The 14,165-nt window shown below is 45.3% G+C and carries 14 protein-coding genes; 5 read left to right on the top strand and 9 right to left on the bottom strand.

The genetic code is table 11. The features are described 5' to 3' along the window. Window positions 1-21 precede the first annotated feature (21 nt). The 5 genes from ACWPOD_RS08375 to ACWPOD_RS08355 all read left to right on the top strand — a co-directional run bounded on the left by ACWPOD_RS08375 (window position 22) and on the right by ACWPOD_RS08355 (window position 4,919). A complete protein-coding gene (locus tag ACWPOD_RS08375) occupies window positions 22-993 on the top strand; it encodes a tripartite tricarboxylate transporter substrate binding protein (RefSeq protein ID WP_005395072.1) in 972 nt (323 codons plus the stop codon). Between the two features lie 239 nt (window positions 994-1,232). Beyond that, window positions 1,233-1,727, top strand: coding sequence for a tripartite tricarboxylate transporter TctB family protein (locus tag ACWPOD_RS08370; RefSeq protein WP_048626438.1), 495 nt, complete (start codon window positions 1,233-1,235; stop codon window positions 1,725-1,727). A gap of 19 nt (window positions 1,728-1,746) precedes the next feature. Then, a complete protein-coding gene (locus ACWPOD_RS08365; RefSeq protein WP_048626439.1) occupies window positions 1,747-3,273 on the top strand; it encodes a tripartite tricarboxylate transporter permease in 1,527 nt (508 codons plus the stop codon). Window positions 3,274-3,551: 278 nt separating this feature from the next. Next, window positions 3,552-4,067, top strand: coding sequence for an adenylate kinase (locus tag ACWPOD_RS08360; RefSeq protein WP_456231772.1), 516 nt, complete (start codon window positions 3,552-3,554; stop codon window positions 4,065-4,067). 81 nt (window positions 4,068-4,148) lie between these two features. Next, on the top strand, window positions 4,149-4,919 hold the full coding sequence (locus ACWPOD_RS08355) for a sulfite exporter TauE/SafE family protein (protein WP_301658839.1): 771 nt from the start codon (window positions 4,149-4,151) through the stop codon (window positions 4,917-4,919). Window positions 4,920-5,224: 305 nt separating this feature from the next. Here ACWPOD_RS08355 and ACWPOD_RS08350 read toward each other — a convergent pair whose 3' ends face one another. The 9 genes from ACWPOD_RS08350 to vscY form a co-directional block, all read right to left on the bottom strand. Then, window positions 5,225-6,196, bottom strand: a complete 972-nt coding sequence (locus tag ACWPOD_RS08350) for a TAXI family TRAP transporter solute-binding subunit (RefSeq protein ID WP_046874934.1) — start codon at window positions 6,194-6,196, stop codon at window positions 5,225-5,227. Between the two features lie 205 nt (window positions 6,197-6,401). After that, window positions 6,402-7,406 (bottom strand): type III secretion system translocon subunit VopD, encoded by a 1,005-nt coding sequence (gene vopD, locus ACWPOD_RS08345; RefSeq protein ID WP_005377262.1) that lies wholly within the window; start codon window positions 7,404-7,406, stop codon window positions 6,402-6,404. Between the two features lie 10 nt (window positions 7,407-7,416). Next, a complete protein-coding gene (gene vopB, locus ACWPOD_RS08340) occupies window positions 7,417-8,616 on the bottom strand; it encodes a type III secretion system translocon subunit VopB (RefSeq protein ID WP_456231771.1) in 1,200 nt (399 codons plus the stop codon). 7 nt (window positions 8,617-8,623) lie between these two features. Continuing rightward, window positions 8,624-9,109: a SycD/LcrH family type III secretion system chaperone VcrH gene (gene vcrH, locus ACWPOD_RS08335; RefSeq protein WP_005377258.1), complete on the bottom strand. Its 486-nt coding sequence runs from the start codon at window positions 9,107-9,109 to the stop codon at window positions 8,624-8,626. A gap of 12 nt (window positions 9,110-9,121) precedes the next feature. Next, window positions 9,122-10,945, bottom strand: coding sequence for a virulence-associated V antigen (locus ACWPOD_RS08330; RefSeq protein ID WP_456231770.1), 1,824 nt, complete (start codon window positions 10,943-10,945; stop codon window positions 9,122-9,124). 10 nt (window positions 10,946-10,955) lie between these two features. After that, a complete protein-coding gene (locus tag ACWPOD_RS08325; protein ID WP_005395092.1) occupies window positions 10,956-11,240 on the bottom strand; it encodes an LcrG family type III secretion system chaperone in 285 nt (94 codons plus the stop codon). A gap of 60 nt (window positions 11,241-11,300) precedes the next feature. Further along, entirely contained in the window at window positions 11,301-11,714 is a 414-nt protein-coding gene (locus tag ACWPOD_RS08320; protein WP_109170236.1) for an LcrR family type III secretion system chaperone, read from the bottom strand. Further along, window positions 11,714-13,840 (bottom strand): SctV family type III secretion system export apparatus subunit VcrD, encoded by a 2,127-nt coding sequence (gene vcrD, locus ACWPOD_RS08315; protein ID WP_104969413.1) that lies wholly within the window; start codon window positions 13,838-13,840, stop codon window positions 11,714-11,716. Before vcrD ends, ACWPOD_RS08320 begins: the two co-directional genes overlap by 1 nt. Continuing rightward, on the bottom strand, window positions 13,824-14,165 hold the full coding sequence (gene vscY, locus ACWPOD_RS08310; protein WP_301658835.1) for a type III secretion system chaperone VscY: 342 nt from the start codon (window positions 14,163-14,165) through the stop codon (window positions 13,824-13,826). The genes vcrD and vscY overlap by 17 nt, the downstream gene beginning before the upstream one ends.

Here is a 14,165-nt window from a genome sequence, read left to right as displayed (position 1 = left end):
ACCAACATAAGGAACGTGAACATGTTAAAGGTAATCAAACCGACGCTCGCCGCATCGATCATCGCAGCTTCATTTTCATTTAACGCTTTTGCTGCTGATGTAGAAAAAATGCATTTCTTGATCCCTGGAGGTGCCGGTGGCGGCTGGGATATGACCGCACGAGGTACAGGTGATGTGCTACTCAAATCAGACATCGTTGAGACGGTATCTTTTCAAAACCTTTCTGGTGGCGGCGGCGGTAAAGCCATTGCGCACTTGATTGAAACGGCAGATCGCCAAGAAGATACGCTGATGGTGAATTCAACACCGATCGTCGTTCGCTCTCTAACAGGTATTTTCCCTCAATCCTTTAGAGATCTCACTCCCGTTGCAGCCACCATTGCGGATTACGGTGCCATCGTAGCCTCTGTTGATTCGCCATACAATTCTTGGGAAGACGTAGTAAAAGCATTTGAATCTAACCCTCGCAAAGTGAAAATTGCGGGTGGCTCTGCTCGTGGCTCGATGGACCACCTCGTCGTTGCCGCCGCATTTAAAGGCGAAGGATTTGATGCGCGTAAAGTGCGTTACATCGCTTACGATGCGGGCGGTAAAGCCATGGCAGCCCTTCTTTCAGGCGAAACTCAACTGCTCTCTACGGGCCTAGGTGAAGTATTGGAGATGTCAAAATCTGGTCAAGTCAAAGTGCTAGCGGTAACTGCACCAAAACGCCTAGAAGCCGCACCAAACATCCCTACGCTAACAGAATATGGTAACGAAACTGTCTTCGCTAACTGGCGTGGATTCTTTGCTGCACCAGGTACTAGCCAAGAAAAGCTGGATGAATGGAATGCAGCATTTACCAAAATGTACAACACTGACGAATGGCAAGTCGTCCGTGACCGCAATGGTTGGATAGACAACTACAAGGCGGACAAAGCGTTCTTCGCGTTCCTTGAAGAGCAAGAGCAGCAAATGGGTGACTTAATGCGCGAGTTAGGCTTCCTAAAGTAACAGTCGAACTGGGTCCCTCAGATACCAACCTCACCCAATAACGTGGGGTTGGTATTTCCCCAACTGTATTTGCACTCTAAGTTTCACCGTATATGGATATTGTCGACAATCGGCATGCACACTCCTTTGTTTATATACCCAAAGCAGCTCGACTAGCAGCGAAATGCTTAATTGTTAATGGTTTAGTTTATTCATTAACGTCCATATGCGGTCTTTTTTATTTTTGTTAGGAGTTGAATATGTCTCGTTCAACCAACTTTTTCACCAAAGAATATTTGCTCTGTCGTGACCGTGTCGGCGCAATGATCTTTCTACTCTTCTGTCTTTGCTATGGTTATCAAACCTCGCAAATTCCATTGTTCCCTGGTGATGAATACGAACCGTTCACCGCACGTACTTTGCCAACCATCCTGACCTACGTTGGTGCAGGCCTTTCTTTGTTATTACTGGTAACAGGACAACCAGATAAACAAAGTGGCGCGGTGCTGACCTTTAATTGGAAGTTACTGATCGCTTTCTTGGTTTTGATGGCGCTTTACGGCGTGGGCCTGACTTACCTAGGCTTTGTGATAGCTACTGGCTTCTTTTTATTGGCTGGCTTTTATCTGCTGGGGGAAAGACGTAAACCCGTTCTGTTCGGCGCGTCGTTTCCATTCGTGATCGCGTTCTATTTATTACTCACTCAAGGTTTGGACATCTATCTCGAACCGGGTTTGATTTTCACCATCTGGTAGACAAAGAAAGGACTGAATTATGTTAGATGGAATTCTACAAGGTTTATCCACTGCAGTAATGCCAATGAACATCATGATGGTGATCGTTGGTTGTTTCGTCGGTACATTTATCGGCATGTTACCTGGGCTTGGGCCGATCTCAGCCATTGCTTTGATGATCCCAATTACTTATGGCCTAGAGCCATCTTCTGGCCTTATTTTGATGGCGGGTGTTTATTACGGTGCGGTATTTGGTGGTTCTACGTCGTCGATTTTAATTAACGCGCCGGGTTGTTCTTCAACCGTGGTGACAGCATTCGACGGATACCCAATGGCTCAAAAAGGCCAAGCAGGTAAAGCATTAGCTTTGGCAGCTTATTCTTCTTTCACTGGCGGTACGCTATCTGCCATTATGTTGCTTGTCGCAGCTCCGGCATTGGCTAGCGTTTCACTTAGCTTCCAATCGTCGGACTATTTTGCGTTGATGCTACTTGGGTTATCAGCAGTCGCAGCTTTTGCTGGGAAAGGTCAGGTAATCAAAGCGTGGATGATGACCATTCTTGGTTTGATGCTATCTACAGTTGGAATCGATAAAGGCGTAGGCGTTGAACGCTTTACCTTCGGTTTAACGGATTTAATGGATGGCTTTAGCTTCTTGTTGCTTGCAATGGCGACATTCGCACTGGGTGAGACGCTGATGGGCATTCTTAAACCATCAAAAGACACCAGCGATGAAGAACAGGAAAAGCTGAGTAACATTGGCTCAATGAAAGTGACGAAGGAAGAAATCAAAGACGTCGCGCCTGTTTCAATTCGCTCTTCAATATTAGGTTTCTTCACTGGCGTTCTTCCTGGCGCAGGAGCAACCATTGCGGCTTTTTTAAGCTATGGTATGGAGCGCAACCTCGCACCTAAAGAGAAAAAGGAAGAGTTCGGTAAAGGCAGTATCCGTGGTTTAGTCGCGCCAGAATCAGCGAACAACGCAGCGTCTAGTGGTTCATTTGTTCCACTGCTAACGCTTGGCATTCCAGGTTCTGGTACAACAGCAATAATGCTCGGCGCGCTGATCGCTTATGGTATTCAACCTGGTCCTCGCCTGTTTGTTGAGCACCCAGACGTGTTCTGGTCGGTGATCATTTCCATGTACTTCGGCAACATCGTACTCGTGATCCTGAACTTACCGTTGATTCCGTACATCTCAAAGCTTTTGGCGGTGCCTAGAACGGTACTTCTGCCGATGATTTTATTCTTCTCAATCACCGGAGTTTATTTGGTCTCATTCAATACCATGGATGTGTTCGTGATGCTGATTGTCGCTATGGCTGCCATTGCACTTCGACTCGCTAACTTCCCACTTGCGCCTTTATTGCTGGGTTTCATCCTTGGGGGATTAATGGAAGAGAACTTACGCCGCGCATTAATGATTTCAGACGGCGAATTGAGTTTCCTATGGGAGCGCCCTATTACCCTTACCTTTACTGTTTTGGCCGTATTGGTACTGGCAAGTCCACTAATCGTAAAGCTGATTCAAAAGTTTAAAGCACAACCAGTTAGCGTTGAGCAGTAATAGCTACCTCTTTCAACCTAGATAAAGCCATCCATCGTGATGGCTTTATCTTCCCCCTCCAAATCGTTCACTTATTAAGCAACAATGATATTGACAATTCATCACCTATATATAAGAGTAGTTGCATGAATACACACTTAGCGCAACTTAACCAACGAATTATCATCATTCCATAGGAATGGTGGGGGATTTGATGCGCTCAATATTTATCGAACCCACCCATAACGGTGGGTTTTCTGTCTCTGCCGTATGGGGAATTTTCTCTTGGAGGCGTTCACATGCAAAAAGTAGCGGTTTTTGGTAAGCCCGGCAGCGGAAAATCGACAATAAGTAAAGCAATCGCGTCTGCTACCGGTCTCCCTCTTCATCAATTAGATTCCATAGTCTATAAACCAAACGGTGAGCCCGTTGAGCGTAACGTTTTTGATGAAGCACATAGCAATATACTTCACTCAGATCGTTGGATCATAGATGGTCTGGGGCCTATCAGCTCCTTTAATGCTCGTTTAGATGCAGCCGATACTCTCGTTTATATTGATCTACCATACTCCGTAAGCTATTGGTTTGTGACGAAACGTCTCCTTAAAGGACTATTCATTAAACCCGAAGGTTGGCCTGATGGCAGTTCGGTATTGAAAGGGACATTACAAAGCTACAAAGTTCTTCAGCAATGCCCTGCATTCTGGAATGATGACTTTATGTCTCGTCTCGAAGGGTACTCTCAAAGTAAAACCGTTCATGTCATCAAAAACGTCACAGAACTGAACAATTTTGTTTTAGAGCGGGTAAAGTAAACTTCATATCAGAACACTAGAGCATGTGAGATGGGACATCTAAAGCTCTAACAATGAAAAAGAACATAACAAGGATTGTTTATGCTTTTAGAACTGGCGCTTTTATTCGTTGCCGGCGTAGTTGGTGGGATCATTAACTCCATTGCGGGAGGCGGAAGCTTTATTACTTTTCCGGCCCTATTGGCGGTTGGTGTGCCTCCAATTATGGCCAATGCAACAAATACTTATGCTTCATGTGCGGGGTACATTAGCGGAGCCGTTGGCTTCAGAGAAGAGATCATGAAGAACAAGCAAGAACTGTTGTTCACAGTCTCATTCAGTTTAGTAGGTGGCGCTGTCGGAGCATATCTGCTGCTCAACACACCAGAATCGCTATTTTTGGAAGCCATTCCTTGGCTGCTCTTGTTTGCCACCGTGCTTTTCCTGACTGGTTCTCGTTTAACAATGCTTATCAAAACTGTCGCGAAAGAGCACAAACACGCAGGAACACTCGGAGCAATCGCTTTGGGTCTATTACTTGTTGGTGTCTCTGCTTACGGTGGTTTTTTCAACGCAGGTTTAGGGGTTATTGTTCTGAGTTATCTGGTAGTAGCAGGTCACCAAGACATTAATTTAATGAACGGTTTGAAATTGCTGGTATCTACGTGTGTTTCACTCATTGCTATCGTGATTTTTGTTGCGAATGGTTCCATTGACTGGCGCACAGGTAGCGTTGTTTTGGTCGGTACGTTGGTGGGGGGTTATCTTGCAGCTCGTGTATCTCGTCAACTTAATCCCAATCATGTTAAAGGGTTTGTTGCTCTTTCTTCTATTCTGATCACTATCTACTTTTTCATTGATGTTTATGCTTAAGTAAAACTTGCACATGTAGATAACACTCCTATAAAAAACGCCATCGCGAATGATTAATGCTGATCGCTGAACGAGGTTTTTGTGTCATTACAGCGAGCCTTGGCGTGACTAGGGATCTAATAGCAGTACGCTGAGCGGCTAATGAAACAATTTTGACCATAAAGGGCTCGGATAGAAGATCCTGTATCACGCTCCTCCGTCGCTGTACAGGATGACGAGAGACATAAATATGCCACTCGCTGTTAAACGAGTGGCATTAGTCGCGAAAGATGGCGTTTTACATCAATAAGAAGAGAAAGTAACGGTTACTTAATCAGCCCTACTTCTTTGTAGTATTTGAGCGCACCTGGGTGAAGAGGCGCAGATAAACCGTCTTTTACCATTTCCTCTTTCTTCAAGTTCGCAAACGCTGGGTGGAGACGGCGGAAATCATCGAAGTTTTCAAATACCGCTTTAACCACGTTATAAACCACATCTTCTGGTACAGCAGTAGAGGAAACAAACGTCGCACCCACACCAAAGGTTTGAACATCACTATCTGTGCCACGATACATACCACCCGGTACATTTGCGACGCGGTAGAAGCTATTGTCTGCAACCAATTTTTCTACATTAGGTCCAGCTACCGTTACGATATTACTATCACACGACGTAGTGGCTTCTTTAATCGCTCCACTTGGGTGACCAACGGTATAAATCATCGCATCAATTTTGTTATCACAAAGTGCTTTTGATTGCTCTGCTGCTTTTAACTCAGACACAAGCTTAAAGTCATCGTTACTCCAGCCATACTGGCTCATTAACACTTCCATGGTGCCTCGTTGACCTGAGCCAGGGTTACCAATGTTGACGCGCTTACCTTTCAAATCATCAAAAGTTTTGATGTTCGCGTCTTTACGTGCAACGACAGTGAACGGTTCTGGATGAACGGAGAATACGGCGCGTAGTTCTTTAAAAGGCCCGCTTTCCTTAAACTTACTGGTTCCTTTGTAAGCATGATACTGCCAGTCTGATTGAGCGATACCGAGATCCAATTCACCAGCACGAATAGTGTTGATGTTATAAATCGATCCCCCGGTACTTTCTACCGAACAACGAATACCGTGCTCTTCTCGCGATTTATTGACTAAGCGACAAATTGCTCCACCAGTCGGATAATAAACCCCTGTTACGCCACCAGTACCAATCGTGACAAACGTTTCTTCCGCAGACGCAGAAAAGCCTGTTGTGAGTGCCGCTAAAGAAGCAGCAAGTGCGATTTGCTTAAACTTAAACATTGAACATCCTTTTTACCTGTGTTGATGACCGTTTAAGTATAGCAACCGTTAACAATTTGATAACGTTTGAGTTCTCATCTTTGAAGGTTGAATTATAGATATGTACTTTTTCATCAACGTAACCTACTGATAAATAATATCTATACTTGAATTGCACAAAAAAAGCGTTGTATAAACAACGCTTTGTAGTTAATGAGATGGACGGTTACACCGTTGGGACTGACGCTCGCCACGCTTGGTTCTGACTATCTGAGATAGAACGGAACAAGTCACGTAGCTCTTTCAATAAACCTTCTTGGAAACCAATGTTTTCATCGGCTTTCTGTTTGGCTGCTTGTGCGCGAGTCGCTTGTACTTCATCATCTTTGCTGCGCGCTTGCGCTTTGGTTTGCTCTACATTCGATGCTGAGTTTGCCATCTGGCCCAAAGCTTGAAGAATAGCGTTCTTCGCTTGGTTTGAGCTCATCAACTTATCGAACTTACGGCCACCACTTGTCAGCTGCGCTGTCGTGTCTGCGATATTGTCTTTCGCTAGTGAGTGCGCACGCTTAACCTGATCTTGCTGAGTTTTAGACAAGCTATTGTTATTCAATAACTCTTCTGCTTGATCGAAGCCAGCTTTTTGCGTTTTCAGTACATTATTGCTCGCCATTTCATTCTTGATTTCTTTCCCTGCTTTGAAAGAACCAAGGGCACCAATAATTGCGGTAGCACCCGCTAATACACCCGAAACGACTGCCATCGCGATCATCGCACTTGCCGAGTTGTTTAGTTCTGCCGCTTGGCTTTCTAAACTCGCGACGTTTGCTTCAACAGCAATTTCACGTTGTAGCACTTGCTGCTCACGGCTCAGCTTTGATACTTGATACAACAATGTTAATAGCGTCAACGATTGTGATACCGCATCTGATGGTGACTTGATCACCTCCTCACCGTTAAGCGCTTTCATCGTTGTGCTCATTAATGAGCTCACCGTCGGTGCAAGAGCGCTCATTAGGTTTGCAACAACTTGAGCTTGGTTACTCACTGTAGGAGCTTTAGGCGTCTCTAACTGGTAGCGTGCTGCACCAGAAACACCTGACTCACTTTGGCTTTTAACGGCGCCTGCTTCAAGCTTTGTTTCCGGCGCTTTTTCTGCTTTGTTGGTTTTAATGGTATCGCCTAAACCATACAGTTCGCCGCGTCCCGTTCCGCCTACTTTATCTAGCATAATAAACTCCTTATACCGTTGCAGGACGGCTTAACACCGTTTGCATGGTTTCACTTTTCGCTTGGATCATTTGCATGATGACGCTCATCAGCTCTTGGAAATCTTCCATCAACTTGCCAATTTCTTCTTTAAGCTTGTCGATGACGGCCTGGCTTAAGGTCATTTTGGCGCGAAGGTCCGTGATATCTGCCTGAATCTCAGTTACGTGAGCATTGTTAGCGGCATGAACACTGTCCGTAGCGCCTTTACCTACGTTGACGGCAATATCGACAGTTTCTGCTCCGTAACGAATCGCTTTTGCGGTCGTTGTCGCGGCTTTTGAGCCCATGTCCGCCACTTTCGCCATATTTGCAGCTGTTTTCGTAGCGATTTCTGTGACCTTTTGAGCTATCTTGCCAGCACCTTTTGCTGCAAGTTTCGCGATACCGCCAGCTGCTGCACCACCAAACGTCACAACAGCTCCGATAACCGCGACTGCGATTTCTAATGCCATTACGACTTTGTTTAGCACATCGACATTTACGCCCGCTTCTTTTAGCGCATCTTGAACGGCTGGCTCTTGCAGCGCCATGCTCACAGCTCCCATGACGCCACCAGCGATCATAAGAGCACCAGCTGCTGCACCAACACCCGTTGCCACCATTACGGCACCAACAACAATAGAAACCACCGCACTGATCCAACCAAAGATCTTCGCTGCTAAGCCTGATTTTTGGGCTTCTTTTGCAGCGGCTTCCGATTCTTTGATTTTGTCTTGGTTTTCCACCATCTCTTTTTCGTGCTTAGCTTTTGCGACCTTCACTTCCTGAATTTTCAGCTCGTTTTGAGCACTTTTCAGTTTATCCGTGATAGCAGCAAGCTCTACTTCAAAATCATCAGCAGAACCTGCGATGATTTTGACTGCAATCGAACCTGTTTGATCTGCAACTGCATGGAGAGATTTTGCAATGGTATCGACGATCTTTTGCAGCTGTGCCATGGCTTTTAGCGTCACATCATTCACTTTGTCGCTAACAGCTGCGTTAGGTGCATCTAACTGAACTTTTACTTTTCCGGTGTTCAGTACATCTGCATCTTTACTCTTCACGTTTTCTACCGTCACAGAAGGCGTCGCTGTAGACGCCGTTTTCTGCACGTTATCTAACGTGGCTTGGCCAGATTCAGGGCTATAAACCTGTGTCTGGATGCGGTCAAGTGCAATAGAACTCATAGTCTAATTACTCCTTTTTATTTCTCACCGCTTCTAACATGATGCCTGCACGTTCATGCAAATCTGCATATTGTGATTTTCCGGCAGACATCTCCTTCGCGCTGTAAAACCCACTCTCTGCTTCTGTCAGTTGTTCCAGTTTCAGGTGACATTCAGCAGAGTGAAAAGGTGGACGTGGATCATTTACGTCCACTAGCGCTGCGTAGCTGTAGGCGTCTATTGCCTGCAGATACTCACCCAACTCCTGACGAGCCGCGCCAAGGCCAATGAAAAATCGCGCCTGATAATGATCAAGCATGCTGAGTAATTGAAATACTTTCGCTGCTTGCTCAATCTTTCCCGATTGGAAAAAGTTGTAACCTACGGCATAAATATGTTCGATGGTGTCCTGAGACACATCGTGCAACATTTTTAGCGTGCCTCCCTCTTCCAGAAAAGACAGCAGCTCTTCTGCTTGCATTTGGGATGGATCGGTCGCGTTTGTTTTAGTCATGGTTGGTTATCCTTAAATGGCTCGTAGGATTTCTTGTAAAATACTGTGGTACTTCTGAACAAACTTGTTCATTGCTTCAACGGTCGAGTTGTATTGGGAGCTTGTATCATTTAGCTCTGTCGTTTTGATTTGAACTTCGTCGTTGAGTAGTTTGGATTTGTCACTGACCGAACTGGAAAAGTTAGATAGTTTTTTCGACTTCTCTTCGTCTTGGTACGACGCACCATCACCGATAGTAATACCTTGTTTTTGAAGAAAGTCTCGATGGCTTGTTATCTTATTATCCGTCAAATACTTGTACTCAGGTGAAGCTTCAAAATCCGTTTGATTACTGTAGTTAAAGTCACTCGCTTTGAAGTTACTTTCTGGATCTCCCGGTTTATAAACTCCATCAACACTTTGCGTAGAGTGAATTTTCGACTGAACAACACCAAAGATTTTTAGTTGCACGGTTAAATCTTGCAGTGCTTCCTTTTGCTCGTTACGTTTTTCTAAGCGATTTACGCGACGCTCGTTTAAGGCAAACAGCACGCGCTCATCAAAGCGATCACCAATACTAGATTCAACGACAGCCAGCAAATCACGAGCCGTCAAAGAGTGCTCTGCTCTCACCTCGCGATCCGCTTTCTCTTTATCGGTGATATTGAGTAGACGCTCTTTCAATGCCCCTAAGTTCTTGCGCAATGCCTCATACCGCTCGGTAAACGAAGCCCCGGTAGATTCACCTTTTACTATTTTTTCAAACTGTAATCGGATGTCTCGTTCGGTGTTTTCTTTGATTAAATTAACTTGAGCTGCCGTTATTTGTGTCTTTTGGACATCGGCTATCGCGCTATCTTGGTAAAAGTTGTCGATTTCTATCTTTGTTAAACTCACGGCGAAGTTGGCGAACAAGCCAGAAAGCGTCAAAGGTTCGGTTCCACCAATGACAGTGTTAAGTGCCGCTTTAAGATTTTTCGTTCCAGCCGCATCCCCATAAGCTGCGCTATATTGGCCTTTCACTTGAACGGCCATTTCATCTAACGCTTCTTTAAGCTGCTGTTTAGAAATACCAGGAGTCCAGGTAATTCTGTTAGCTAGCGCACTTGCGTCATCGGTGCTTAAAGTAATACCGATGCCTTGAAAACTACTTTTTAATTGAGCTGAGACTTGAAGAGCGAAACTCTCTTTAGTCAACAGGAAATCCGAGCTCTTCAGTTGCGCGAGATTAACGGAACCTAAGCTACTAAAGGCATTGCGAAGAAAAGAAATAGAAGCATCTCTCACTTCACGGGAGCCCATTTGATTAGCAAGCTCTGCAACAAAAAGAGAAATTTCTTTGGTGGCATTAGCCAGTTTTGTCTCGGATAGGTTGGCGATCTGCTCCGCTTGGTTACTCTGAGTCCCCAAATTAAATTGACTAACAAACTCAGTAGATAACGAGCTATCTACGTTTTCCGTCAGTAACTTACTAAACCAAGCCTGAAACTGATTTGATAGCGTTTGGTTTGTTTGAGCATTAAACTCGGCTGTGGTTAATTCGCCATCTGAGTTAGCACTTTGTAGCGACTTTATCCAAACAGATGCGGTGTCGGTCAATGATATATTAGCAAACGCGTTATTTTTCGCTTTTAGGTTTTCAAGTGTATCAACATAAAGCGCAATGCTTTGTGATTCCGTTTGTCCCGAGATAGTTGGCAATGAAGAGATTAGAGAGGCAAGTTGCTGAGTCTCTGCTTCACCCAGTACAGGTGTAAATGCCTCTTTCAAGTTTTGTTGGAAAGTGGGTAATGGTGCACTACTCGCAGCTGTGTCTGTTGCTCCTGTCGTAGAGCCAGTCGTTTTCATATTCGTCATTTCCAAACCTCTAAATCATCATGCCGCGCATCACTGTGGGACGCTTTCTGCGTTTACCTGACGTACCTTGTAGCTGATTTTGTTGTTGCCGGCGGCGCTGGACTTCGTCTATTAGCTCTTGCTCTGCACGTTTCATGGTATCTACTGGCGCTTTTATGCCGCCAAGTAAAACATCACCCGCAACAGGACCAACACCTAAGCCTTCCAATAGCTCGTTAAAAATATCGGTTCTGTCTTCAGCTTTTCTAATGGCAAGCTCAGCGTTCTCAATCGCATCGGTAAACGGTTGCTTCATCTTGATTCCTATCTTAAAGCGGGTCATCTCATCGGTGCTGTCAGTAACAGTCGTGAGTTTTTACTTTTTCAACTTTTTCAAAGGTCTATAATCTGCTAGGCGTAAACAGTACCAGTCGTCTAGCTCATCATGGCTTGCACCGCATGCTTTTAGATAGAACTGGGCTAATCGCTGACTGCTCATATTGCTGCCACGTAACACATCGACGTTTCCGCGAATGACCCAATCGGAGGGATAAAGTTGAACAGCATGCTCAGCTAAGAGAAATAAGCCTGCAAAAGGGTTACTCAACCCTAGGTTTGGATGCACACGTTTCAAAAGAACGATGATGATTTCACCGTCCTCCACACGAAAAACGAGCTCTAAACCCTCAACTTCAATTCGATAACCAAGTTGAATTTCACTTTTTTGCCAAAAGTATGGCGTCACTTCGATCCCCGCTTGCGCAAGCGAGAGCATTAGTTTTGTTTTCATTACATCCCCACCCTTCCAAGTGGCTGAATATTGATTTGCTGAGTTAATTCTTGAAATGACAAAACGGGCAGATCGTAGTATTCCGATTCAATAAGCTTTCGCACATATCGGCGTACATCCATAGACACAACTAACACAGGCTTATTCGGCATGCGGCTTAAATCACCAATGGTCTGTTTCACATCACTCACAAATTGTTGCGTTACTGACGGGTCTAACGCCAAGTAACTTCCTGCAGAGGTTTGACGAATACCGCTGCGTATTGTGTCTTCGAGACTTTGATCCAATAAGTAAGCGGGCAACATGTTTTGTCCACTCGCGTATTTGTAGCAAATGTAACGTTTTAAGCTGGAACGAATGTACTCCGTCAGCTGTACAACATCTTTCTCTTTTTGGCCCCACTCAACCATGGCTTCCAAGATCACGCGAAGGTTTCGGATGGAAATGTCTTCAGAAACCAAGCGTTGCAAGATTTCCGTCATTTTTTGTAACGGGACAATGCGTTGAGCCTCTTTAACAAGCTCCGAATAACTGCCTTCCATCTGCTCCAATAGATAACGCGTCTCCTGAATACCAATAAAGTCTTGTGCGTACTCCTTGAGAACATGAGACAAGTGGTACGTTAAAATTCTGTCGGGTGTGAGAAAGCCGACATGGCTAGTCGTGAGTTTTTGCTCGTAACTTTGTGCCACCCAAATGCTAGAAATACCGGGTAGAAAATCTTCATCTTGCTCATAAGGCACGCCTAATAAGTCGATCTGCTCATTCCCTTCTGTCACCAAGAGTTGGTCTTTTACAATTCGTCCTCGTGCAACCGGAACTTCTTGTAACTGAATTAAATATTCGCCATTTTGCATCCCCTCGTTAAAACGCAGGTGGATACCCGGGAAAGGCACGCCGAGGTCGAGATATAGTGCGCGCCTCACCCTTGCTAGCTCTTCATTCAATGCGACCGCTTCCAAGCTTTCCTGAAGGCTCGCGTCAAGATCAATTAAGAGCGGGACCGTCATGGCGAACTCTTCTTGCTCACCTAATTTACCTTTACTGTTTCTAGATGGGGTTGGTTTGCTTGGCTTCGCTGCTGGTGAACCCGCCCCTTGCGAAACAAAGCTTGATAAGTCGGTAGTATCTGATTCAGCCTGTTTTTTCTGTTGATAGAAAAGGAAGAAACCACCACCACCAACCACTGTGGCCAAGACCAGAAAAGTAATTTTTGGAAAACCAGGAATCAGTGCGAACAGCACCAAAAGCACACCGCCAATGAGGAGTGCACGCGGCTGAGCAATGACCTGACCACCAATGTCCGAGCCGAGATCAGAAGAATCTTCATGAGATACACGCGTCACGATAATACCGGCCGTAATCGCGATAAACAGCGCCGGAATTTGCGATACCAAACCATCACCAACGGTCAAAATCGCAAACAACTCAAGTGCTTCAGAAGCACTCATGCCTTTTTGCGTTACCCCGATAGTGACGCCACCTAAGATGTTGACCACAATGATGACCAAACCAGCAATGGAGTCGCCTTTAACGAACTTCATCGCGCCATCCATCGAGCCATACATTTGGCTTTCTTTTTCAATCAGTGATCGTCGGTGCCGTGCTTCGTGTACGTCAATCACCCCAGCGCGCATGTCACCGTCAATACTCATCTGCTTACCAGGCATGGCATCAAGTGAGAATCGCGCACTAACTTCTGCTACCCTCTCTGAGCCTTTGGTGATCACCATAAACTGAACAATGGTAATGATCAGGAACACAACGATACCGACCACTAAGTTACCGCCCACAACGAAGTTACCGAAGGTATAAACGATTTGACCAGCATCGCCTTGCAGCAAGATCAAACGGGTTGTCGTGATAGATAAAGACAGACGAAACAATGTCGTGATCAGTAGCACCGCAGGAAATGCAGAGAACTCAAGCGGCGTGGTGATGTAAATCGCTAACATAAGCAGAACCACCGCAATGCTCATGTTGGTGCCAATCAGCACATCCACCAGCGCGGTAGGCAGTGGCAATATCATCATAAAGACGATCGCGAGCAACATCACGGCAAGCATAATGTCTTTACGTTGCCCTACCTTGTTTAAAATATCGATCAACTTATTCATGTGGTTCACTATTTAAAGATTGCAGATAGCGTCGGTGCGCTTGGCGTGCCCCATCGACGTCATTTTGTTTCCAACGAGCTTGGCTTAAGCAAAACCAGAGTCCTGCCGAATCAGGTTTAAGGTCGGATTTTAATAAGTGCTCACATACTTCAACAGCACGGGCATATCGACCACTTTGTAAACACGCCACTGCGAGCGTTTGCATCGCCTCTTTGTGTTGCGGGTCTATCTCTAAAACCGCGTCGAGAATAGAGATGGCATACTCTGGCTTTTGGTATTGAACTTGTAGTGCAGCGTGAACAAGCAACAGTTCAATGTCTTTGGATCTCAACAT

The sequence above is a fragment of the Vibrio sp. JZG120 genome, assembly GCF_053890955.1.
The sequence above is the reverse complement of the archived record's forward strand: the minus strand, read 5'-3'. Positions and strand labels throughout refer to the sequence as shown.